The organism is Cellvibrio sp. PSBB023, from assembly GCF_002007605.1.
In the GTDB taxonomy this organism is placed as follows: Bacteria; Pseudomonadota; Gammaproteobacteria; order Pseudomonadales; family Cellvibrionaceae; genus Cellvibrio.
Genome location: NZ_CP019799.1, coordinates 4,368,768 through 4,390,650, shown reverse-complemented (window position 1 = coordinate 4,390,650; position 21,883 = coordinate 4,368,768). Strand labels below are relative to the sequence as shown.

General features: G+C 50.2%; 19 protein-coding genes and 1 tRNA gene. 12 read left to right on the top strand and 8 right to left on the bottom strand.

The window, feature by feature from the left end; genetic code table 11:
• Nucleotides 1-112: 112 nt before the first annotated feature.
• The 5 genes from B0D95_RS19020 to hemA form a co-directional block, all read right to left on the bottom strand.
• Nucleotides 113-673 (bottom strand): TIGR00645 family protein, encoded by a 561-nt coding sequence (locus B0D95_RS19020; protein ID WP_078045339.1) that lies wholly within the window; start codon nt 671-673, stop codon nt 113-115.
• A gap of 152 nt (nt 674-825) precedes the next feature.
• On the bottom strand, nt 826-1,566 hold the full coding sequence (locus tag B0D95_RS19015) for a molybdopterin-synthase adenylyltransferase MoeB (RefSeq protein WP_078045338.1): 741 nt from the start codon (nt 1,564-1,566) through the stop codon (nt 826-828).
• Nucleotides 1,567-1,569: 3 nt separating this feature from the next.
• The gene (gene prmC, locus B0D95_RS19010; RefSeq protein ID WP_078045337.1) at nt 1,570-2,427 is read right to left on the bottom strand and encodes a peptide chain release factor N(5)-glutamine methyltransferase; all 858 of its coding nucleotides are present in this window, start codon (nt 2,425-2,427) and stop codon (nt 1,570-1,572) included.
• Entirely contained in the window at nt 2,427-3,509 is a 1,083-nt protein-coding gene (gene prfA / locus B0D95_RS19005) for a peptide chain release factor 1 (RefSeq protein WP_078045336.1), read from the bottom strand. Before prfA ends, prmC begins: the two co-directional genes overlap by 1 nt.
• Nucleotides 3,509-4,816, bottom strand: a complete 1,308-nt coding sequence (gene hemA / locus B0D95_RS19000) for a glutamyl-tRNA reductase (RefSeq protein WP_078045335.1) — start codon at nt 4,814-4,816, stop codon at nt 3,509-3,511. Before hemA ends, prfA begins: the two co-directional genes overlap by 1 nt.
• 153 nt (nt 4,817-4,969) lie before the next feature.
• Here hemA and B0D95_RS18995 point away from each other — a divergent pair, with 153 nt between their 5' ends.
• The 12 genes from B0D95_RS18995 (at nt 4,970) to B0D95_RS18940 (ending at nt 14,547) form a co-directional block, all read left to right on the top strand.
• Entirely contained in the window at nt 4,970-5,503 is a 534-nt protein-coding gene (locus B0D95_RS18995; RefSeq protein ID WP_078045334.1) for an exonuclease domain-containing protein, read from the top strand.
• A gap of 150 nt (nt 5,504-5,653) precedes the next feature.
• Nucleotides 5,654-7,360, top strand: coding sequence for a tetratricopeptide repeat protein (locus B0D95_RS18990; RefSeq protein WP_246841656.1), 1,707 nt, complete (start codon nt 5,654-5,656; stop codon nt 7,358-7,360).
• Nucleotides 7,357-8,001: a lipoprotein insertase outer membrane protein LolB gene (lolB, locus tag B0D95_RS18985; protein ID WP_078045332.1), complete on the top strand. Its 645-nt coding sequence runs from the start codon at nt 7,357-7,359 to the stop codon at nt 7,999-8,001. Before B0D95_RS18990 ends, lolB begins: the two co-directional genes overlap by 4 nt.
• A 19-nt stretch (nt 8,002-8,020) precedes the next feature.
• Complete coding sequence (gene ispE, locus B0D95_RS18980) at nt 8,021-8,866, top strand: 4-(cytidine 5'-diphospho)-2-C-methyl-D-erythritol kinase (protein WP_078045331.1); 846 nt, start codon at nt 8,021-8,023, stop codon at nt 8,864-8,866.
• An 11-nt stretch (nt 8,867-8,877) separates the two neighbouring features.
• Nucleotides 8,878-8,952: transfer RNA gene (locus tag B0D95_RS18975), tRNA-Gln, on the top strand.
• Between the two features lie 171 nt (nt 8,953-9,123).
• Nucleotides 9,124-10,065 (top strand): ribose-phosphate pyrophosphokinase, encoded by a 942-nt coding sequence (locus tag B0D95_RS18970; protein ID WP_168172492.1) that lies wholly within the window; start codon nt 9,124-9,126, stop codon nt 10,063-10,065.
• A 111-nt stretch (nt 10,066-10,176) separates the two neighbouring features.
• Nucleotides 10,177-10,785 (top strand): 50S ribosomal protein L25/general stress protein Ctc, encoded by a 609-nt coding sequence (locus B0D95_RS18965; RefSeq protein ID WP_078045330.1) that lies wholly within the window; start codon nt 10,177-10,179, stop codon nt 10,783-10,785.
• Between the two features lie 135 nt (nt 10,786-10,920).
• Complete coding sequence (gene pth, locus B0D95_RS18960; RefSeq protein WP_078045833.1) at nt 10,921-11,511, top strand: aminoacyl-tRNA hydrolase; 591 nt, start codon at nt 10,921-10,923, stop codon at nt 11,509-11,511.
• 127 nt (nt 11,512-11,638) lie between these two features.
• Complete coding sequence (ychF, locus tag B0D95_RS18955; protein ID WP_078045329.1) at nt 11,639-12,730, top strand: redox-regulated ATPase YchF; 1,092 nt, start codon at nt 11,639-11,641, stop codon at nt 12,728-12,730.
• Nucleotides 12,731-12,861: 131 nt separating this feature from the next.
• A complete protein-coding gene (locus B0D95_RS18950; RefSeq protein ID WP_078045328.1) occupies nt 12,862-13,548 on the top strand; it encodes a CsgG/HfaB family protein in 687 nt (228 codons plus the stop codon).
• Between the two features lie 14 nt (nt 13,549-13,562).
• Nucleotides 13,563-13,913: a DUF4810 domain-containing protein gene (locus tag B0D95_RS18945; RefSeq protein WP_168172491.1), complete on the top strand. Its 351-nt coding sequence runs from the start codon at nt 13,563-13,565 to the stop codon at nt 13,911-13,913.
• 1 nt (nt 13,914) lies between these two features.
• A complete protein-coding gene (locus tag B0D95_RS18940) occupies nt 13,915-14,547 on the top strand; it encodes a GNA1162 family protein (RefSeq protein ID WP_078045326.1) in 633 nt (210 codons plus the stop codon).
• A 127-nt stretch (nt 14,548-14,674) separates the two neighbouring features.
• Here the strand turns inward: B0D95_RS18940 and B0D95_RS18935 are convergent, their stop codons facing one another.
• The 3 genes from B0D95_RS18935 to B0D95_RS18925 all read right to left on the bottom strand — a co-directional run bounded on the left by B0D95_RS18935 (nt 14,675) and on the right by B0D95_RS18925 (nt 21,624).
• Nucleotides 14,675-19,453 carry a beta-propeller fold lactonase family protein gene (locus B0D95_RS18935; RefSeq protein ID WP_078045325.1) on the bottom strand — a complete coding sequence of 1,593 codons (4,779 nt, stop codon included), beginning with the start codon at nt 19,451-19,453 and terminating at the stop codon, nt 14,675-14,677.
• A 364-nt stretch (nt 19,454-19,817) separates the two neighbouring features.
• Nucleotides 19,818-20,558: a phytanoyl-CoA dioxygenase family protein gene (locus B0D95_RS18930; RefSeq protein WP_078045324.1), complete on the bottom strand. Its 741-nt coding sequence runs from the start codon at nt 20,556-20,558 to the stop codon at nt 19,818-19,820.
• Nucleotides 20,551-21,624 (bottom strand): glycosyltransferase family 2 protein, encoded by a 1,074-nt coding sequence (locus B0D95_RS18925; RefSeq protein ID WP_078045323.1) that lies wholly within the window; start codon nt 21,622-21,624, stop codon nt 20,551-20,553. Before B0D95_RS18925 ends, B0D95_RS18930 begins: the two co-directional genes overlap by 8 nt.
• Nucleotides 21,625-21,883: the final 259 nt, after the last annotated feature.

The window sequence follows — 21,883 nt, the reverse complement described above, 5'->3', positions numbered from 1 at the left end:
TTTTTTGTACCTTGCCAATTGGGCTGCCATAAAAAAGCGAATGCTCAGAGGGAAGACAAGCGAGTGATAGGAAAGAAAAGCGTGGGCAAGACCTGCCCACGCTCAGGATTATTTAGTGGCCGTTTTTGTTCGCCGCGCTCACGCGTTGCATTAGCACGTCGGTATAGGCAATTCCAATAGCCGAGGCGATAAACGCCATATGGATGATGGTTTGCCACATCACACCTTCTTCTGTGAATTTTGCGCCGGGCAGCCCGATGTTACCTGCCTCGATAAAGGTTTTTAACAAGTGGATTGAGGAGATACCGATAATCGCCATAGCCAGTTTTACTTTCAATACAGTGGCATTCACGTGACTCAGCCATTCAGGTTGATCGGGATGACCGTTCAGTCGCAGGCGCGATACAAATGTCTCATAACCACCCACGATAACCATAACCAACAAGTTGGAAATCATCACCACATCGATCAGGCCCAGCACAATCAGCATAATGGTTTGTTCGCTGAGCGAATTGACATCAATCACCAAATGGGTCAGTTCTTTGATAAAGAGAAATACGTAGGCGCACTGGGCAACAATCAAACCCAAGTACAGCGGCAGTTGCAGCCAGCGCGAGCCAAAAATCAACCGGGGGAAAAAACCGGCAGCATAACTATCTTTCTGTTCACTCATGTTGATACCTGTATGGGGAAATAGTAATTAAGGGAAGCGGGGATTAAGGCAACAGATTCCGAACGAAACCGGCACTGAAAATTGACGGCAATACTAATTAGCTCGCAGGGCAAAAGACAAGACTTATTTGCGGCTTTACCGGCCTTGACTGTTCACTTGGAACACAGGGGGCAACAGGGGTCCTTAGGCAATTTCAATTCGCGCCACTGACTGTGGCGCGCATCCAGCAACAGCAAGCGCCCAGCCAAGCCTGTGCCAAAACCACAGATTAATTTAATCGCTTCCAGCGCCTGCATTGAACCAATTACCCCCACCAAAGGAGCCAACACACCATTGGCGGCACAGGTTAAATCATCGCTATCTTCTTCATATAAACAGCGATAGCAGGGGCTGGTTTCAAGGCGCGCATCAAACACGGCAACCTGCCCTTCCAAACGAATCGCCGCACCCGACACCAGTGGCACTTTTGCCGCAACGCAGGCGGCGTTAATAGCAAAGCGGGTTTGGAAATTATCCGTGCAGTCGATCACCAGACTTACCATCTTAACCTGTGCAAGCAGTGCATCGGCATCCAGCAATTGTTCGATGGTATCCACTCGAACATCGGGATTTAATTCGCGCAAACTCTGCGCCGCCGAAGCCGCTTTGTTCATGCCGATGCGCGCTGTAGTATGCACAATTTGACGTTGCAGATTGGTTAAATCCACCGCGTCAAAATCCACCAGCGTCAGGTGCCCAACACCGGCCGCCGCCAAATACATGGCCACCGGCGAACCCAAACCACCCAAGCCAATTATCAGCACATGGGCTGCCAGCAATTTGTCCTGCCCATCCAGGTCGACATCGGGCAGCATAATCTGGCGCGAGTAGCGCCGCAGTTGTTCGTCATTCATGGTTTACTCCTGACTTTTCCTGCCCAGGGTGATGCGTTCATTACCGCCCAAATCGCGCCGGGTTTCCACTTGCACAAAACCGCGCTGAGTGAATAAATCGCGCACCCGTTGCGCCTGATCATAACCATGCTCTACCAGCAGCCAACCCTGCGCCTGCAAGTAATGTCCAGCCTGCGCAACAATGTGTTCAATATCGGCCAAACCCTGGTTATCGGCAATCAGTGCGGACAAGGGTTCAAAACGCACATCCCCCTGCGTCAGGTGTGGGTCTTGCGGATCAATATAGGGCGGGTTGCTAACAATCACATCAAATAGTTGCGCGCCAACATGTTCAAACCAATTGCTCTGCGCGATGGCAACATGGTTTAAACCCAAGGCTGCACGATTGTATTCAGCGAGTGCAACGGCATCTGCCGAGAAATCCACCCCCAGTAATTTCCAGTGAGGTTTTTCGCTGGCGATAGCTAAAATAATTGCCCCGGTTCCTGTGCCTAAATCCAAAGCGCGACGTGCTTGCTGCGGCGCATCCTGCGCAAATAAATCCAATACTGTTTCCACCAACAACTCGGTGTCCGGGCGTGGAATCAGAGTGGAATTATTCACCGCGAGTGGCAGCGACCAAAACTCGCGCTGGCCAAGAATATGGGCAACCGGTTCACCACTTTTTCGGCGATTAAAAAAAACCTGGAATCTATCTGCCTGCACAGGCGTCAGCAGCGCTTCCGGCCAGGTGAATAGCCAGGTGCGATTTTTTTGCAAAATATGACAAAGGATTAATTCAATATCCAGGCGCGCGGAATCGCTTATGGATTCCAGTTCGCGCGCCAGTTGCAAACATTGTGCAACGGTGATGCTGTGCATTAATCCGCAATCGCCGCCAATTGGTCTGCTTGATATTCATTCGCCAGCGGGCCAACGACCGGATCGAGATCGCCTTGCATGATCGCATCCAATGAATACAGTGTGAGGTTAATGCGGTGATCAGTCACACGCCCCTGCGGATAGTTGTAAGTACGGATGCGTTCGGAGCGATCACCGGAACCGACCAGATTGCGACGTTCGTCAGAGAGCGATTTGTGCGCTGCATCTTCCTGCTGCTGTTTTAATTTTGTTGCCAGCAAACTCATCGCACGGGCACGGTTTTTATGCTGCGAACGTTCATCCTGGCATTCAATCACCAAGCCAGTGGGAATATGCACAATCCGAATCGCCGAGTCAGTTTTGTTAACGTGCTGACCACCGGCGCCAGATGCGCGGAAAGTATCGATCCGCAAATCGGCTTTGTTGATGTTGATCTCTTCCATTTCGTCCGCTTCGGGCATTACCGCCACCGTGCAGGCGGAAGTGTGGATACGCCCTTGGGATTCAGTTTCCGGTACGCGCTGTACGCGATGCGCGCCCGATTCAAATTTCAATTTTGAATACACACCCTGACCACTAACCAAGGTGATAATTTCTTTGTAGCCGCCATGCTCGCCTTCATTCTGGCTGAGCACTTCCACACGCCAACCCTGGGTTTCGGCATACCTGGAATACATGCGGAATAAATCGCCAGAGAAAATCGCCGCTTCGTCGCCACCGGTGCCGGCGCGGATTTCCAGATAACAATTTTTTTCGTCGTTTGGATCTTTGGGCAATAGCAGTTTTTGTAATTCCAACTGCATGGGCTCAAGTTGCGCCTCGCAGTCTTTTAATTCTTCCTCGGCCATTTCCTTCATATCATCGTCGCCATCCACCAACAGGTGTTTGGCTTCTTCGATATTGGCCAGCAGGTTCAAATAATTTTGGTAACCCTGCACGACTGGCTCAAGTTCCGCATACTCTTTGGAGAGATCGCGGAATTTGTTTTGATTGTTGATGACATCAGCTTCGGACAGCATCGCGCTCACTTCTTCGTAGCGCTCTTTAAGGCGATCCAGTTTTTCTAAAATAGACGCTTTCATTATTGCTCACTTGCATCGCTGCCGGGATCAGCAGCAGGGTTAACAGACCCGTCGGAGGTAAACGACAGTTCAAATAGTTCGTGCGCCACCTGGATAACATGGTGACGGGAGCTGGCACTCGCTTCTTTCAACACGGTTGTGGGCGAGTGAATTAATTTGTTGGTGAGGTTGCGCGCAAACTGTTGCAATACCTGTTCAGCGTTGGCACCGCCCTGCAAACTGCGCAGCGCTTTTTGTAATTCCAGGTCGCGCAGCTGTTCTGCTTTCTGGCGATAGGCTTTCACTGTTTCCACCGCATTGAGCGCGCGCTGGTGACGAAGGAACTGCTCAACGCCCTCGCTAATAATTTCTTCCGCTTGATCGGCAGCGGCGACGCGGGACTTTTTGTTTTCATCAATCACCGCGTGCAAATCATCCACCGTATAAAGGTACACGTCATCCAACTCGCCCACCTGTTCTTCAATATCGCGCGGCACGGCGATATCGAGCATAAACATGGGTTTGTGTTTGCGCTTTTTCAGGGCAGATTCCACCGCGCCCTTCCCTAATAAGGGCAATTGGCTTGCAGTGGAGGAGATCACCAGATCAGCGCGATGCAAATACTCGGGAATATCGGCCAATAAAATTGCCTCGCCCTTGCATTCGCGCGCAAGGCGCTGGGCGCGATCCAGGGTGCGGTTGGCGACAATAATATGTTTGATGCCCTGCTCAACCAAATGGCGCGCAACCAGCTCGATGGTTTCACCGGCGCCGATGAGCAGTGCCGTGTCCTGCTTTAAATTAGAGAAGATCTGCTGCGCCAGACTCACCGCCGCATAAGCCACCGACACCGGGTTTTCCCCAATCGCCGTCTCGGTGCGCACTCGCTTGGCAATGTTAAACACCTGCTGGAAAGTCGCATGTAACTCGGCGCCGAGGGTACCCGCCTCCTTTGCCACCGCAAAGGCAGATTTCATTTGGCCCAAAATTTGCGGTTCACCCAGTACCAGCGAATCCAGACCGCCAGCCACCTTCATCATATGGCGCACCGCTTCATGGTCTTTGTAGCAGTAGTAACTGTTGCTCAAGTCGGCGGCATCAATCGCGGTGTGGGCGACCAACCAAGCCTGAAGCGCCGCGGCATCGCTCTCGCTGGAGGCGTAAATTTCGGTGCGGTTGCAGGTAGACAGTATCGCCACCTCGGCCAAACCCGCGTGCGCGCAGGCCTCCTGCATTGCAGACTGCAGGTTTTCCGGCGCAAACGCGACCCGCTCGCGCAGCGCGAGAGGGGCTGTTGTGTGATTTATGCCAAAGGCTAACAGGGTCATCGGGGGCGCTAGTTGTGATTTGAGGGCGGTATTGTCGGGTTCGCCGCTTGGCGTGACAAGAGGCAAGCCGATAATAGGGTCATAAACACTGGCTATTTTTCAAGATTATTCAGGGCACCAGTCCTATACTGATAGGCCGTTAAAGGAAAATTTATGCGTCACAACCCCTGCCCGACCATCATCGACATTGAAGCCTCCGGCTTTGGCTCCCGCAGTTACCCCATCGAAATCGGGGCAATCAAGGCCAATGGCGAGCGCTACTGCGCGCTGATAAAACCCGTGGCAGAGTGGCAACACTGGTCGGCCGAGGCTGAGGCCATGCACGGCATCAGCACAGCGCTACTGCAGGAGCGCGGCAAACCAGCTCGTCAGGTCTGCACCGAACTCAACCAGTTTCTGGGCTCCATCACCGCCTATAGCGATGCCTGGACGCACGACAGCGCCTGGCTCAACTGCCTGTTTTTCGCCGCCCGCGTCCAACCACTCTTTCACCTCAGCCCCATCGAGATGATCGCCAGCGAAGCCCAACTTCTCCTGTGGGATGCCACCAAAAAGCAATTGACCAAAGAGCTGGGCGCCCGCCGCCATCGCGCCAGTGTTGATGCCCACTTGATCCAGCAGACCTATTTGCGTACCCGCACACGGTTGCTGGCGGAACCGCAGCTCGCTTTACAGCGCGGACTCTAGGGATTGCCGTACTTTAACGATTAATGACAACTGACCTCTTTTTATAAGCCAGTCGCCCGTTTATGATGTCCGGCCGCGCACCTCTTTGCGCCCTCTTTATTCTGTTGCTGGTCGAGCATGATCAAACACCGTCCTCTTATACTGTCGAGCATGACCCTCTACTGGGTACTGAGCGGCTGCAGCTTGCAGGCAAGTCGCAGTGTGGCAGCAGTGGATCAGGCACCGGCCATAGTGTCGCCCGAAGCGGAAGTGCATGTACAAATTCCCGCCCGCCCCTTCCCGACAGAAACGCTCTACTCACTCCTGACCGCCGAAATTGCCGGTAGCCGCGCGCAATATGATTTAGCACTGGGTAACTATGTGCAGCAGGCCCGCGAAACCCGCGACCCTCAAGTCGCCGAGCGCGCCACCCTGATCGCCCGCTATGTAAGCAATTACCCAACGGCACTGGAAATGGCAAAACTCTGGGCCAACGAAGCACCACATAATCAAGATGCACTGGCCAACGCCTCCCTGGCTCACTTGCAATTAGGGCAACTGCACGAAGCCTTTGACTACTCGCGCCGCCTGCTGGACGAAGGTGGCGAGCCGCTGTTCCAGAATATCGCCGCCAGCGCAGCCAGTATTGAAGACGATGCCAGAAATCGCCTGCTGGATGACTTCAGGCAAGAGTTGGAGCGTCACCCGGAGGACGAACAACTGCTCGTCGGCACTGGCATATTGCTGCAGCAAAACGGGGAATACGACGAGGCGATGCAACAGGTCCACAAAACCCTGAAATTGCACCCGCGCAGCATCCCCGCCGCCATTTTGGAGGCAAACCTGCTGCATCAACTCAAGCGCGACCAGGAAGCCATCACCAAAATGGCCAATCTGCTGGAGTTCTACCCCGAAAACACCAGCCTGCGCCAACAATATGCTCGCATCCTGACCCGTTACGACATGGCGCTGGCACAGGAGCAATTCTCCATTCTCAGCCAGCAACTGCCCGCCAACGGTGACATGCTGCTATCGCTGGGCATTATTGCGCTGGAGCGGCGGGACCTTGAAACTGCGCACAACGCCTTTGAAGAGCTGCTAAATCGCGATCAACACATAGCTACAGCCCACTATTATTTAGGGCGCATGGCCGAGGCGAGCAACGACCTGCAAGAGGCGATCATCCACTACCTGCAAGTGAATGGCGGCAACGATTTCCTCTCCGCCACCTTGCAACTACTGGATATTTTTGTCCGCCAGGAGGACTTCCTCAGCGCGGAACAACACATGAATCGTGTGCGCCTGCGCTACCCGGACCAAAGCGAAGCGCTCTATGTGCTGCACGGCCAAACACTCATCAAACACGAACACCTGCAACAAGCCGAGCAGGTACTCAACGAAGGGTTGGCCAACTTTCCCACCAGTACACGCCTGCTGTTTACCCGTGCCATGCTCAATAACGAACGCCAGCGCCTGCCCGCCACCGAGCGCGACCTGCGGCAAATCCTCAAACAGGACAGCGACAATGTGGCGGCACTCAACTCCCTGGGCTACATATTGGCTGATAGCACCCAGCGCTACAGCGAAGCCTATGAATTGCTGGAAAAAGCACTGCGACTGAAACCCGATGACGCCGCCATTATCGATTCCATGGGCTGGCTCCACTACCGCACCGGCAAATACCCGGATGCGTTAAACCTCCTGCGCCAGGCTTACGAAGCCGCTCCCAATGCGGAGATTGGCGCTCACTTGGGCGAAGTGCTTTGGGTGATTGGCGATAAAGAAGAAGCCCGTCGCATCTGGCGCGAAGCCCAACAGCGGGAACCGGACAGCGACACCATTCGCGAAACACTTGACCGCCTCAAGGCCGACTTATGATGCAACGCTGTTTTATCTGCCTGCTGCTATTACTGACAATCAGCGGCTGTGCCCATCGCGGTTCATTTACGCCACCGCCGGATCTGGTCGCTCACCAGCAGCAATTACAACGCATCACCCACTGGGAACTGAATGGAAAACTGGGTATTCGCACCCCGGATGAGAGCGGCAGCGCCTCGCTCAAGTGGGCCCAACAACTCGCCGACTACCAGATCAACCTGAGTGGCCCGCTCGGCCAGAAACGCATGATCATCACCGGCACCCCCGGCAAGGTACGTCTTGAACAAACCGGCAGCGATGCACTGGAAGCCCGCAGCGCCGAAGCCCTTATCAAAAAAGCAGCAGGCTGGACCTTACCGGTGGCGGAACTCACCTACTGGGTACGCGGCGTGCCTGCCCCAAAACAGCGGATTACCCATCTGCAGCAGAATGAATCCGGCTTGATCGCCCAGTTACAACAAGGCGGCTGGTCCATTGCCTACAGCAACTACAAAAATTACACCTTCCGTGCGCACAGCGGCGGCACAGCGCCCGCCGACCAAACCTTTACCCTGCCAGGAAAAATCACCGCTGAACACGACGATGTGCGCCTGATTCTGGTGATTCGCGACTGGCAACTGGGCAATCAGGCGCCCCATTAAAAGCCTGTGGATACTCTGAATGACTAGCCTGACCCTGCTATCGCCCGCCAAATTGAATTTGTTTTTGCACATTACCGGCCGCCGCGCCGACGGCTATCACCAGTTGCAAACCCTGTTTCAACTACTTGATTACGGCGATGAAATGACATTTAGCACCCGAACAGATGGCCAGATCACCCTCTCGCCCGATTTGCCCGGCGTCGCATTCGAGCAAAATTTAATTATTAAAGCCGTGCGCAAATTGGAAGCCTACAAAACTGCCGATGCCGGTGTGGATATCCAATTACACAAACGACTGCCCATGGGCGGTGGCATTGGCGGTGGCAGCAGCAATGCGGCAACAACGCTCGTCGCACTTAACCATTTATGGAATTGCGGGCTAACCAGAAACCAACTGCAAACAATAGGTTTGCAACTCGGTGCCGACGTGCCCGTCTTTATTAATGCCCAAACCGCATGGGCAGAAGGGGTCGGCGAAGCGTTAGAACCTATTAAAATGCAGCCAAAATGGTTTTTGGTTGTGCAACCTGATTGCCATGTATCCACTGCAGAAATTTTTTTACATAAAGATTTGACAAGAGATACGTCGGCCATTAAAGTGGCGGCCTTCCTTGAGCGGGGCGGTAAAAATGACTGCGAAGCACTGGTGAGAAGGCTCTACCCACAAGTAGATAAAGCACTCAACTGGCTACAGAAATTTGATCGCAACGCAAGAATGACGGGAACCGGAGCATGCGTTTTTGCAAGCTTTGAGTCGGCAGAAAAAGCACAGCAAGTGCAGGCATTATTGCCCAGTGATCTGCCCGGTTTTGTAGCACAAGGTGTAAACCAATCACCGCTCTACAAACTGCTTCCGCCAAACTGATCAAGAACAACAGGGGCGTCGCCAAGTGGTAAGGCAGCGGGTTTTGATCCCGCCATTCGTAGGTTCGAGTCCTTCCGCCCCTGCCATCTATTTTCTCATCATGACTATTCAAAACACTTTCTTTTTTACCCAACCAAAATCGCCAAACCGGCTGGAATTCCTTAGGGTAAAAAACGCTGCTTTGCGCAAACAGAAAGTATCGGCTCTGGCATCCACGCACCAACAATCACCCCAGCAATCACCAAAAGGTATCTGACGTGACTGACTTAATGGTCTTTACCGGCAACGCAAACCCGGACCTCGCTAAAAAAATTGTTGGCCACCTGGGCATGCCGCTTGGCAATGTTTCTGTGTCCCAGTTTTCTGACGGTGAAATTGCCGTAGAGTTGCACGATAACGTGCGCGGTCGCGATGTGTTTGTGGTGCAGCCCACCTGCGCACCCACCAACGATAACCTGATGGAATTGATTGTGATGGTCGACGCCTTGCGTCGCGCCTCCGCTGGCCGCATCACCGCCGTAGTTCCCTATTTCGGCTACGCCCGTCAGGATCGCCGTGTACGCTCCGCACGTGTACCCATCACTGCAAAAGTGGTCGCCGACATGATGGTAGGTGTAGGTGTTGACCGCGTATTGACTGTTGACTTGCATGCCGAACAAATCCAGGGTTTTTTTGATGTCCCTGTTGATAATGTTTACGGCTCACCGGTACTGCTGGAAGATATAGAAGCACAAAAATTTGAAGACCTGATTGTGGTATCACCGGACATCGGCGGCGTAGTGCGCGCCCGTGCGGTAGCCAAACAATTGGGTATTGATCTGGCGATTATTGATAAACGTCGCCCACGCGCTAATGTTGCTGAAGTAATGCACATTATTGGTGAAGTGGAAGGCCGCACCTGTTTGCTGGTAGATGACATTATCGATACCGCTGGTACTCTGTGCAGCGCTGCCAAAGCACTGAAAGCCCAAGGCGCCAAAAAAGTGGTGGCCTACTGTACCCACCCGGTACTGTCAGGCAAGGCGATCGAAAACCTGAACAATTCCGAGCTGGATCAACTGGTCGTTGCCGATTCTATCCCGCTCAGCGAAGCCGCAAAAAATTGCCCGCGTATTCGCAGCCTGACACTGTCAAGAATGCTCGCTGAAGCGGTGCGCCGCTTAAGCAATGAAGAATCCCTGAGTGCAATGTTTCGCTAATTCATAACGCAACATTGCACCTGGTAAACCACCGCACAACATTTGCTGTGCGGTTACTGAAACCCGGTAGATTCTGGTCGCGGATCTACACGGAAAATTGAGGACGTAACCATGTCTGAAGACTTTAAATTAGATGCAACAGCCCGTAACGACTTGGGGAAAGGTGCGAGCCGCCGCCTGCGTCGTTTGGCAAAACAAGTTCCTGCCGTAATTTACGGTGGCAACGTAGCTCCAGCCAGCGTTTCAGTTTCTGAAAACGAACTGATGAAGCACTTGGAACACGAAGCATTTTACTCTCACATCATCAGCCTGAATGTTGATGGCACTGCACAAGATGTGATCCTGAAAGATGTTCAACGTCACCCATCCAAGCCTGTTGTTCTGCACTTGGACTTCCTGCGCATTGACAAGTCAACCAAGGTACACACTCACGTACCTCTGCACTTCATCAATGAAGCTGGCTCAAAAGGCGTGAAAATCCAGGGCGGTAAAGTGGTTCACAACCTGACCCAATTGGACATCATCTGCTTCCCACACCAGTTGCCAGAGTTCATTGAAGTAGATTTGGCGGCTGCTGAAGTTGGCACTATCATCCATATTTCTGACCTGAAACTGCCATCTGGCGTTATCTCTGCCGACCTGCAAAAAGGCGCGGATCACGACCTGGCTGTTGCAACCATCCAGAAGCCGAAAGGCGCTGCAGAAGGCGAAGAAGCGTAATTGCTTTTTACCCACTGCTGAAAAGGGCTGGATCTTCGGATCCGGCCTTTTTTTTGCGTGTTATTAAAGCGACAATGCGCGCCGCACTCTGCTTTTGAGCCATTGGCTCGTTTCATTGACTACCAGGGCTCAACCATGACCAACACGATTCAGTTAATTGTCGGCCTCGGCAACCCGGGCAGCGAATACGACCGCACACGCCACAATGCCGGGCAAGATTTTGTGATCGAACTGGCCCATAAACTCGGCGCCACACTGGCAACCGACAGCAAATACTTTGGCCTGAGCGCGCGCGTAAATTATCAAGGGCGCGATTTGCGCTTGTTAATTCCCACCACCTATATGAATCGCAGCGGGCAGTCCGTTGGCGCCATGGCCAACTTTTTCAAAGTCGAACCCGCGGCCATTTTAGTCGCCCACGACGAACTGGATCTCGCCCCCGGCGTCGCACGCTTTAAGCAGGGCGGCGGCCACGGAGGCCACAATGGCCTGCGCGATATCATCGCCGCCCTCGGCAACAACCAGAACTTCCCTCGCCTGCGCTTGGGTATCGGCCACCCCGGTGTTGCCGCGCAAGTCGCCAACTTTGTACTGAAACGCGCACCCGCCGCCGAGCAGGAATTGATTGACGAGGCGATCACCCGCTCCATTCAATGCCTGCCCGACGCGCTTAAAGGTGACTGGAACACGGCGATGAAAAACCTGCACACCGATCCCAAAAAATAGCCATCCGTAAATCCAAGCACTCTTGGCAGCGGGGCAAACTTCGTCTAATAGACGCCGAGCATGTATAATCGCGCCCTTTCGATTTATACCCCTTATTTTTCATACTTCTCATTAGCGGAATAGCATCATGGGTTTCAATTGCGGCATCGTCGGCCTGCCCAACGTCGGCAAATCAACACTGTTTAATGCATTGACCAATGCCGGTATCAGCGCGGAAAACTTTCCTTTCTGCACCATCGAGCCCAACGCCGGCATAGTGGTAGTACCCGACCCTCGCCAGGACAAACTGGCCGAAATTGTTAAACCCGAGCGCATTGTTCCCACCACCATGGAATTTGTGGATATCGCAGGCCTGGTAGCAGGCGCTTCAAAAGGCGAAGGTCTGGGCAATAAATTCCTCGCCAATATTCGCGAAACCGACGCCATCGCCCACGTTGTGCGCTGTTTTGACGACGATAACGTGATCCACGTAGCCAATGGCGTAAATCCGGCGGCCGATATTGAAGTAATCAATACCGAACTCGCCCTCGCCGATCTGGAAGCGGTAGACAAAGCCATTAACCGCTACGCCAAATCGGCCAAAGGCGGCGATAAGCACGCGATGGCCATCAAAGCCTTACTGGAAAAAGTGCAGCCACACCTGAATGAAGCCAAGCCACTGCGTTCATTCCCGCTCGATAAAGAAGAAATTGCGCTGCTCAAAGAAATCAATCTGCTTACGCTGAAACCAACCATGTATATCGCTAACGTGGCAGAAGATGGTTTTGAAAATAACCCGCATTTGGATGTAGTCCGCAAAATCGCGGAAGAAGAAAAATCCATCGTGGTGCCGATTTGCAACAAACTCGAAGCTGACATTGCTGAATTGGAAGGCGATGACAAAAAAGAATTCCTTGCCGAAATGGGCATGGAAGAACCCGGCCTTAACCGCGTGATTCGCGCCGGTTATCAACTGCTTGGCCTGCAAACCTATTTCACTGCTGGCGTAAAAGAAGTCCGTGCATGGACCATCCCGGTAGGTGCCACAGCGCCGCAAGCCGCCGGTGTCATCCACACCGATTTTGAAAAAGGCTTCATCCGCGCCGAAACCATTTCCTACGACGACTTTGTGCAATACAAAGGCGAACAAGGAGCCAAAACGGCAGGTAAATCACGCAAAGAAGGCAAAGAATACGTAGTCAAAGACGGCGACGTGCTGCATTTTTTGTTTAACGTATAAATTGCTCTACAACCCTATTTCTGTAGATCAAAAACCACTGATTATTATCAGTGGTTTTTTGTGAAACAAAAATAAGCGCTACCTTTGCGTAACGCTCACTCACTGTAAATTAACGAATGGAGATGTTTTTAATGGTTACATTTATCGGCCAGAAAATAATAAAGAGTATCGGGGTTGGCTGCCTAATCGCATTATGTACCGCTTGTGCAACAGAGTCACACCGCGAAATCACCCCACAGACAGTTGAAACCCACGGCACTACTTATCAAGGCACCAAGTACACATTGGTCGTAGGCAATTTCCAAAATCGCTCTACGTATCTGCAAGGTATGTTCTCTACCAATGTGGATAATCTGGGTAACCAGGCAAAAACCATTTTGAAAACCCACCTGCAACAAACCAATCGCTTTAGTGTTGTGGATCGCGACAACATGAGCGGCCTGGAGACTGAAGCAAAAATCTCGGGTATAAACCAAACACTGAAAGGTGCAAATTATGCAGTCAGCGGCGATGTAACTGAATTCGGCCGCAAAGTGACTGGCGATCAGCAATTGTTTGGCATTTTGGGCTCAGGCAAAAAACAAACAGCTTATGCCAAGGTTGCGCTGAATATTGTTGATGTCAGAACCTCGGAAATTATTTACTCAACTCAAGGAGCGGGTGAATACGTATTGAGCAATCGCGAAGTGGTCGGTTTTGGCGGCACAGCGGGTTACGATGCCACACTCAACGGTAAAGTATTGAATTATGCGATCACCGAAGCGGTAAACAATATGGTTCGCGATTTACAGAACGGCGTTTGGAATATTGAGAAATAATAAGGAAAATGACAATGAAAATAATAGTAAGTTTAGTACTGGCACTCTGCCTGACTGGCTGTGTCAATAATCAGACAACATATCATTGGGGCAACTACGAGCAAGTTGTTTACGATATGTATAAAAACCCTGGAGAAGCAACCGCAGATCAACAACTCACCAAACTGCGTCAGGATGTTGAAATAGCGGCGAGCAAAGGAAAGCCGGTTCCACCAGGTGTTTTTGCTCACATGGGAATGCTTTACGCCAGCATGGGCAATAGTGAACAGGCAAAACTATCCCTGAATGAAGAGCTGGCTCACTATCCTGAGTCTGCTATTTTTGTTGATGGATTGCTAACTCGTCTGGAAAAAGGGAAAGAATGAAATGAAAAATTTAGGATTAATACTCGGTTTACTGATACTCACCATCACCTCCGGTTGCGCAGTTAAACCTTATGACTACACGGCGTTTCATGCTGCAAAACCCCGATCCATTTTGGTGATCCCGCCAATGAGCGACTCAACGGATGTCAACTCAACCTATACCTTTTTATCAACAATATCCAAACCCTTGGCAGAGAAAGGCTATTATGTTTTTCCGGTTGCTGTAGTTGATACCTTACTCAAAGAAAATGGCCTACCAACACCAGCTGAAATGAACAGTGTCCCGTTGGATAAAATACACAGTGTTACCGGTGCTGATGCGGTACTGTATGTTCACATCAATCAATGGGGACAAAAGTTTCAGGTAATCTCATCTGTTGCTGTCGTGGATTCTACCGTTCGCCTGGTTGATACCCGCACCGGAACACTATTATGGGAAGCAAAAGTTTTCGCACAACAGAGCTCGAGTGATGGCGGTGGTGGACTTGTAGGCGCATTGGTTGGTGCGATTGCAGATCAAATCGTTGGTGCTCTGGTTGATAAAACCTACGGTTTATCTTCACAAGCTAATTTGGTTGCAGTAAACGATAAATCACGCGGTATGCTGCCTGGTCCTTACCATGAAGCAAAATAAATCCGAGTAATTGGATTACCCAGAATGCTGCTCAATCGTAAGGAAGGAAATATATTTCTGTGAGTGAATAGCCCCTAATGAATCATTTGCATGATTCATTAGGGGCAAACAAAGATCTGTTTAACTATTAGAAGTTGTATACCACGCCCAGGTTAAGGGTCACAGTGCCGTATTCCTGAGTGTAGTAACGCGATACACCCAGCTTCGTAGACCAATGTTCACTCAACACCCATTGCGCATCGGCGCCAATAAAAGCGACGTTGTCGCCCTCGCTGTCACGATTAATACCTGCATCTTCAATGTAGCGTTGCTTGAAATCCATCATCCAAACACCAGCCCTGAGGCTTGGCTTGAGATGCTCAAAGCGGTCTGTCATTTGCCAGCGCATTCCCAACTCAAAGCCCTTGCCAGATTGCGGAGCGACAGCCGTTAGCTGGGCAGGATTCGTTGATTCAGGGATACCGCTGAACCGAGTAGTAATCTCGCCCATGTCGAGCCAACCAAGCTCTACAAAAAGACTATTGGTAAGCGGCAACCCGCCATACACCCGCCAGCCTGTACGTGAACTATCATCCACCTCCGCCACCCCGGCTATATTGTCAATCTTGGCCGAGACATTCGTATTCTCTACCGATGTCTCTACTGCCAGGCCATCCACACCGAAGTAAACGCCCTCCGCCAACGCGGGCAAGGGCAGTAACATAATTGCCGCGAGCGTTTTGCGGAAACGGACCAGGCCCAGCAATCCAACCAGTAATAGACTACCGCCGCCCATACTACCGCCACCTGATTTGACACTCACATCCTTAACAACAGGATCGGTAGGTGGAGTCACTGGAGGCTCAACTGGCGGCTCCGGTGTCAGTGCTACAGCTAATACACCTGGATCACGGATGACATTGTTTGCAGTGTTATCAGCATCATTTGGACCGCCATCTTCAATGGTCAGGCGAACACAATCAAAACCTTGCACCAAGCCCTCCATCCATGTATCGGCAGATACACCGGGGCACAAGCCTGATGCATCATGCGCAGCACTGTGGAGCTTATTGTCATCATCAACTGCAAAGTCTCGCCATTGATTGGCAATGTATTTACGCCATACAGCATCCTTGGGAATTTTGGTGCCGGTAGGTAATGGCACAAGAATCGATACCGCCTCGCCCGGATGATCCAAGCCCAGCACATCAAAATTCGCTACCGCGCCCAAGTGGCTATAGCCCTTATCATCAGCCAGGGTTTGATCATTAACGGCAAGGCCAAACTGGCCCGTTGCCCAAGACTGATCACCAGAAAGTGCGCCCAGCGCCAAAGTGTATTGGCTTGGAGCCTCGGCATAAAGCGAAGCGGCACCTTCAACTTGGCAGCTAGCCACACGATTAGTGGCACCATCGACAGATGGACACAACGCAAGGCGGTTTGACGTAGCGCTATGGGGATTAGCTACAGCAGGAACGCCGTTGTAGCCCGTATCAGCACAAGAACTGAGAGGGCAATCAGCAACAATACGAACAACAAAATCATATTGACCGGTGCGACCATCCAAGGCGGTTGCCTGAACCGTCACAGTATAAAGACCTTGCGGTACTGTTCCCGTGCTAAAGCTCGCGCTGGCACCATTGGTCACCAACACCAATCCATCTGCTGACCAAGTGTAAGTCGCATTAATACCATTGAGCTCCACTACATTCAGAACAACATCACCATCAGCAGTCGTCACGACAGAACCCTGCTGCCCATTTTGGGCTGCGCTGACCGTCAGAGCCAATGCCGGCAATTGTTGCTGTACCGCCAAAGTGTGCACCGCAGGAGTACCTCTCAAGGCTGCAACCAATCCTTCTTGCTTGAGGCTGATATTAGCTACCTCGGCAGTGGCAGTAACCTCATAGGTTCGATGCAAGTTATCGTCGGCCGTTAATTCAAATTGCTCAGATGCCAGAGTCGAACCAGTAGCAACAAAATCTGCCACAACAGGATATTCAATTGGCTCGTCACTCAACCAAACCCTGACCTTGGTCGCTGTGTTTTGCTGTACCGGTTGCTTACTGGATGTAAAGGCAATGTAGGGCAGCACATCAAAGCCCAGGGTCACACGCTCACCTGATACGGAATCAACATAGGTCAAGGTGTAGCGCCCGGTGCGATTGGAACTGAACAAATAGCTGCCATCAGACTGCAACTTGACCAGCGCATTCGCATCAGTGAGATCGAGAGCAGTTTCATCACCGGAACGCTTGAGCGATGCTTCGGTTAACAGCTTATCGCCCACGCCGCCCGTTATCGTAAAACGGCTGGCCTCATTAACTGCCAGATTTTTATCGCTGTTTTTCGCCGCTACAGTTGCTGCGTAAACAGTCACTGTGATTGCACAATCGCTAGTGATGGCAGAAGTGGTTATCTGACTGCCAGATAAAGTGGCATTACAGTTACTGCCAAGTGATACGTAATCACCGTCACGCAACAAATTCAGTGTAAGCATCGCATTAGAGCCTGACTGCACTTCTTGGGTTGCTGGCGTCACGATTCCATCACCGACGACTGTCGCTGTAACTGTGTAACTATTTTGAGTGTATTGCGCCGTGATAGTGAGATTAGCCGTAACATTATCGAAACTGCCGCTCCAACCACTGAAGGTTTTTCCCGCAGGAGCAGTTAATACTGGCGCTGTTGCTGCCTCGCCGTAATTAACCGTTTGCACCAGGACACCACCACCGGTACGGCTACCGCCATCCAGATCGAAAGTCACTGTGTAAGTATTGATTGTGTATTGCGCTGTGACAGTGAGATTAGCCGTAACGGCATTGAAACTGGTACTCCAGCCTGAGAAGGTTTTGCCGAGAGGTGGAGTAAAGAGAGGAGCTGTCGCAGCCAAACCATAATTTACTGTTTGGGTTAAGGCGCCGCCGCCGGTACGATTACCACCGTCCAAATTAAAGGTGACGCTATAACTATTGATGCTGTATTGAGCCGTCACGGTCAAATCGGCAGTCACTGCATCAAAACTGGTACTCCAACCAGTGAAGGTGGTACCTGCAGGCCCTGTAAAAACCGGAGCCATCGCGGCCAGACCATAATCTACCGTTTGGGTTAAGGCTCCACCACCGGTACGGCTACCGCCATTCAGGTCAAAAATCACCGTATAAGTATTGATACTGTATTGAGCGGTCACCGTCAGATCAGCCGTTACATTATCAAAAGCCAGACTCCATCCGGTAAAGCTGTAGCCCGTGCGACTTGGAGCCGAGGGTGCCGTAGCCGCAGTACCTGCTGCAACCACTTGGGAACTTAATACTGTGCTATCCCAATCCACAAAATTGACTATAAAGCTACTTGGTTTTTCTACAGTCACCTCAATAGCAACAGCAGCACTGGTGTTTTCACCATCCGAAATCTGAATACTGATCAGTCTCGCTGAAGAGTCACCTTGCCCCAATGAAGGATCTGCGCCGGCCTGATAGCTCAAGCTTCTAAGTACTGCTTGATAATCAGCAAGCGATGCTACGCCATTCAGTGTCAACACACCTGTAGCTGCATCATAAGCAGCTGTAATACCTGCCACCGTCTGTACTGCAAGTGCATCAGTATTGATGAAGCCGCTATTAATAGTGACGGTTGCAGATGCAAGGCTAGGGCTGTCAGAGTCAAACACCTCAAGTTGCGGATCCAAAGTAATGGCAGGGCCAGATACTATGGCTGTAGCAGTGTTTGCTGATAATTTAATAGCAGGAGTAGGCAAGGAAAATACGACCAGGCTGTTTGATACCTGCCCAGCTACGTATAAATGGCGATTCAGGGGGTCTGTCGCCATGCCCGATGGGGAAGACATATTCGTCACCCCGTTGACAGCATTAATAGCAACACTGTCAATCGTTAACAAACCTGTTGCAGCATCGCGGGAAAAGGCTGTGACCGAACTAGAGTTTATGGCACTGACCAATACGTATCTGCCATCCGGGCTGATCGTCAAACTACGAGTGCCCTGCAGATTGGTAATGCCATTTACGCCATTTGTCACTTTGGTGATGTAGGTTAACTCTCCCGTGATTTCATCAACACCAAAGATAGCAACAGATGACTCCCCCTGACCGGTGACATAAAGATGCTGACCGTCAGGAGACAGTTTTACCGATGACGCCGCCTGCAAACCATCAACACCCGCCACGCCATCTACATAAACAGCAATCTGTGTTAGCGCTCCCGTTACATTGCGGCTAAAAAGCGTGACCGCATTGTCAACGGTCGAGGTTACATACACAAACTGCCCGTCGGCACTTGACGCGATATTTTTGATCGGACTGGCAGTGGGGCTAAACAGCTGGCCCAACGCATATCCGTTGGTGTTATCAGCATAATCAGCCGCTCGTGCAATAGCGCCTGTCCCAATATCACGGCTAAACACCACCAAACCACTGGGGCTGCCGCCAACGCCGTACACTGTTTTGCTATCAGGGCTGACACTAACAGACACAAAACCTCCTGTTGGTGAACCTGATGCCGAACCAATCGAGGTCAATGCCCCTGTGGTTAGATTCCGCTCAAAGGCATACACCACGCTACCGGTAGGTGATGCCGCGTACACACTCTTGTTATCAGAGCTGACATCTACGCTAAAAGCAGCAGATACTCCAGTATTCGTACTTCTGTAGGTCAATCGCCCTGTTTCTGCATTACGCTCAAAAACACTGATTGCATTCGCTTGGTAGGATGCGGCGTAGACAAACTTACCATCAGGGCTGACAGCCACATCACTGATACCTAAGAGTCCGGCCACCCCATTGACGTTGTTCGTCTGGGTTTCAACATAAGTGATAGCATCTGCTTGGGAATGTGCCGCGACACTGATGAGAAATAACGCAAAGAGACTATTAATACAGGTGCGCCACCAACGTGGACTACATAAAATCATAAATGCTCCAGTAAATAAAAATCAGCCGACTGTTTGAGTTACCTTACTAACAGCGCATGGATATAACTATCCGGCTTACTTACAGTAAATATTAATTGTATGTACGCTTCATTATTTACTGTTTGGCTAAGGAAAGGATGTAACGCAAAGTGCATTACAGTACCAACGAGTGAATAACTCCTGTTCTTTCACAACAATGTGATGGGGCAATTCGCCTCACATACATCGTAAAAGGGTAAACCACATTAGCGTTTTTTCAAGTTGACTGGTTATTTTTAGTCTAATCAGCTATATATTTGCATCAGGCCAATAAAATCCTCGCCGTGCTCAATAAAGCGCCACAATACATTTAGATTGAAGCCTATTAATGACTGGAGCGTAAAAAGCGGTTCATGTTTTTAATAAAACCGTTTTTCACTTTAGCAACTCTCTTATAAATCTCCGGTTTTTCGCCAAAATGGATAACCCAGGCCTTACGTGGTAATTCGCTATGGTTTGCAGTTGCTGAATGTAATGTGAAGTTGGTGTGCACTGAAACATCACCACGTTTAATATCCATACTCACACAGTTATTTTCGGAGTAATCCACTGCTGTCAGCACATGTGAATTATGTTGATACGCCAATCTATGCTTCAGCAGTTTATGGTGACTTGCCTTGATAAACTGCATTGCCCCATTATTCGCATCGGTATCCTGAAACGGTATCCAGAAATGCAAACTGGGAATAATCACGTCATCCCCCAAATAGGCCTGATCCTGATGCCAAGGCGTTATCGTGGTGCTATTCGGCATTTTAAAAATGGCATGATCAAACAGATAGTAAGCCGAACCACCAAAATACTCCTTCGCTATTAAATAACATTGCTTATAAACCTGAGACTTTCTCAAACTGGCAGATAATAAAGAAGGTCTTAAAATTTCCATTTGCTGCCGTTTAACATCACAATCACCCGACATATCACTTTTTAGTAGATCGACAATAAACCCCTCTTTTTCCATCATCGTTGTAATAATAGAATCACAGCGATCCAACTCATCGCTCGAAAAAACATTTTGTATATGGCAAAAACCAAGATCCTGAATTGATGCTCTCAGCTCATTCATTATAAGATTCCTTACGCTTACAGAATTTTTTATTAAGACATTCAATTAGTCCCGCCAAAAGCCCTAACGCCAGACCAATATAAATAGACAGCAAAACAAAAGGAGCGAGCAACAATTCTTTCACATCATCAAAAGTTCTATATAACAGAACAACCAAGGACGAATAGCCAATCGCACAAAAAGTCATGCATAGTATGTGCATATAACTATTAAATGCCATGAAACCAATGACCAATAGAATCATTAATGCAAAAACAGGAAAGAATATTTCAAACTGTAATCCACCAATATGTTTATTCGTAAACCTTGCCCGCCCCAAACCATAGCGAAACATTTGTTTCACAAGTCCCGCGATATTTTTCCGAGGGTAGTAAAGTACCTTGAAATCAGAACTGATATAAGCCTTATATCCCTCTTGCTCCAACCTGAAATTAAAATCTACATCTTCCGCCGCATCAAAACTTTCATCAAAGCACCCCACCTTATCAAACAGTGAAATGTGATACATAACCCCAACACTCACAGGACTCACCCATCCTTCAGCATCAGAATAAATAAATGAGCGGGTGGAATGCCCGAACCTTGAACCACGGACATTTGCCACTACAGATTGAAAGACGCTTAACGCAGGAGGGGTTAGCGGCTGAGGTCTACCTAAAACCAGCGCGCTCTGACGGTGCGCTGCACGCACCATATTCTCGATTAGTTGCGATGATGGAATAAACACATGAGCATCAATAAACAACACGTACTCGCCCTGGGCAACACTCACCCCTATATTGCGGGCACAGCTCGATATCCGCTTAGTATTTGGTAAAATTTTTATATTTAAAACTGACCTGTTAATCCATTGACTAACAATATCGAATGTACTGTCCGTTGAACCGCCATCAACGACAATAATTTCCATCCGATTTTGGGGGTAGGTTTGATCATGCAATTGCTGCAATGTTTGCGATATATATTTTCCCTCATTTAAAGTGGGAATTATGATTGACACCAGAGGAAGGTTTTCTGCTGATTTAAGTGATTCACGCTCCGTACTTTTCATTTTTATTTTGTCCATGATTATTATCCATTTCACACAACAAAACCGCTTAATAAAACACTAGATTACTGGCTTTAATCACTCGCCAATATTAAACATAAGATCATCGCATAGACACGGAACCGGCACCATTACAGTCAATTACCACAAACACAACCTTACCCTGACCTATCAGGATCACCAAGCAAAGCCCCCTAAGGGCACTGCAGTAATGTCGCGTAACTTCCCTTTAATATCAACTTGGTGATAATCTCCCACATCAAACAGGCTCTCAATA

Bases quoted from the DNA above. Each gene is read 5' to 3' on its own strand.
- B0D95_RS19020 (WP_078045339.1), bottom strand. From the start codon at position 673: ATGAGTGAACAGAAAGATAGTTATGCTGCCGGTTTTTTCCCCCGGTTG.
- B0D95_RS19015 (WP_078045338.1), bottom strand. From the start codon at position 1,566: ATGAATGACGAACAACTGCGGCGCTACTCGCGCCAGATTATGCTGCCC.
- prmC (WP_078045337.1), bottom strand. From the start codon at position 2,427: ATGCACAGCATCACCGTTGCACAATGTTTGCAACTGGCGCGCGAACTG.
- prfA (WP_078045336.1), bottom strand. From the start codon at position 3,509: ATGAAAGCGTCTATTTTAGAAAAACTGGATCGCCTTAAAGAGCGCTAC.
- hemA (WP_078045335.1), bottom strand. From the start codon at position 4,816: ATGACCCTGTTAGCCTTTGGCATAAATCACACAACAGCCCCTCTCGCG.
- B0D95_RS18995 (WP_078045334.1), top strand. From the start codon at position 4,970: ATGCGTCACAACCCCTGCCCGACCATCATCGACATTGAAGCCTCCGGC.
- B0D95_RS18990 (WP_246841656.1), top strand. From the start codon at position 5,654: ATGACCCTCTACTGGGTACTGAGCGGCTGCAGCTTGCAGGCAAGTCGC.
- lolB (WP_078045332.1), top strand. From the start codon at position 7,357: ATGATGCAACGCTGTTTTATCTGCCTGCTGCTATTACTGACAATCAGC.
- ispE (WP_078045331.1), top strand. From the start codon at position 8,021: ATGACTAGCCTGACCCTGCTATCGCCCGCCAAATTGAATTTGTTTTTG.
- B0D95_RS18965 (WP_078045330.1), top strand. From the start codon at position 10,177: ATGTCTGAAGACTTTAAATTAGATGCAACAGCCCGTAACGACTTGGGG.
- pth (WP_078045833.1), top strand. From the start codon at position 10,921: ATGACCAACACGATTCAGTTAATTGTCGGCCTCGGCAACCCGGGCAGC.
- ychF (WP_078045329.1), top strand. From the start codon at position 11,639: ATGGGTTTCAATTGCGGCATCGTCGGCCTGCCCAACGTCGGCAAATCA.
- B0D95_RS18950 (WP_078045328.1), top strand. From the start codon at position 12,862: ATGGTTACATTTATCGGCCAGAAAATAATAAAGAGTATCGGGGTTGGC.
- B0D95_RS18945 (WP_168172491.1), top strand. From the start codon at position 13,563: ATGAAAATAATAGTAAGTTTAGTACTGGCACTCTGCCTGACTGGCTGT.
- B0D95_RS18940 (WP_078045326.1), top strand. From the start codon at position 13,915: ATGAAAAATTTAGGATTAATACTCGGTTTACTGATACTCACCATCACC.
- B0D95_RS18935 (WP_078045325.1), bottom strand. From the start codon at position 19,453: ATGATTTTATGTAGTCCACGTTGGTGGCGCACCTGTATTAATAGTCTC.
- B0D95_RS18930 (WP_078045324.1), bottom strand. From the start codon at position 20,558: ATGAATGAGCTGAGAGCATCAATTCAGGATCTTGGTTTTTGCCATATA.
- B0D95_RS18925 (WP_078045323.1), bottom strand. From the start codon at position 21,624: ATGGACAAAATAAAAATGAAAAGTACGGAGCGTGAATCACTTAAATCA.